The sequence below is a fragment of the Amycolatopsis sp. w19 genome (genome assembly GCF_051373225.1).
Classification (GTDB): Bacteria; Actinomycetota; Actinomycetes; order Mycobacteriales; family Pseudonocardiaceae; genus Amycolatopsis; species Amycolatopsis japonica.
This window is the reverse complement of sequence record NZ_JBPQFM010000071.1, coordinates 1-677: the sequence shown is the minus strand read 5'-3', so window position 1 is coordinate 677 and position 677 is coordinate 1. Positions and strand designations below refer to the sequence as shown.

Genomic DNA, 677 nt, shown 5'->3' with positions numbered 1-677 from the left:
AGATCTACTATATTTATTTCCTTGACCAGCGCTTAAAAAACTATAATCTTTACAATCTTTCCAGCTTCTATGGTTGCCATCGCCAATGTTTACAAAGTATACTCCCGACCACGGTACACTATTTATTGCTGTTCTTTCTGCAACTTCCTCCGGATCCATCAACCATGAACGTCCTAAAAGTTCTTGATCCCCTTCTTTAAAGAAGTCAAAGAAAACACAGTAAATAAAAAAAATGTATTCGGTTGATAAATAATGAACAATCCTCTCTGAAGATGAATCTAATTCAGAAGCGACAATTACAATACTATGATTCTTATTGATTTCTTCTGGGATGTCCACTTCAAATTTCTTTATAAATGCATCCCTTAAACTACATTTTAAGTACTTCATAGCAATTTCTTCAATTTGCTTATAAGTAAGATCCTTTACCCAAGATGCATAATCGAGAGCTTGAGCTACAACATCTCGAGGAGTTTTGTCTTTTTTTAATTCCAGGATAACTATATTGCCTTCACTATCTATTCCAAGCAAGTCAATTCTTCCGCCGTAAAAAGTCACAACCTGCCTTCCAATAAGTAAAAGATCTAATCCGGTAATACTACTGTCATTTGCAATCCAATTTTCTAAGCGCTCCTCACTATCAAGTCTTTTTTTAGGGAGTTCTTTAAGTTCAGAAT

The 677-nt window shown here is 34.6% G+C and carries 1 protein-coding gene; it reads right to left on the bottom strand.

The genetic code is table 11. The features are described 5' to 3' along the window. Positions 1 to 677: hypothetical protein (locus ACSMFO_RS40180; protein ID WP_436462542.1), on the bottom strand; the 677-nt coding region annotated here is incomplete at both ends.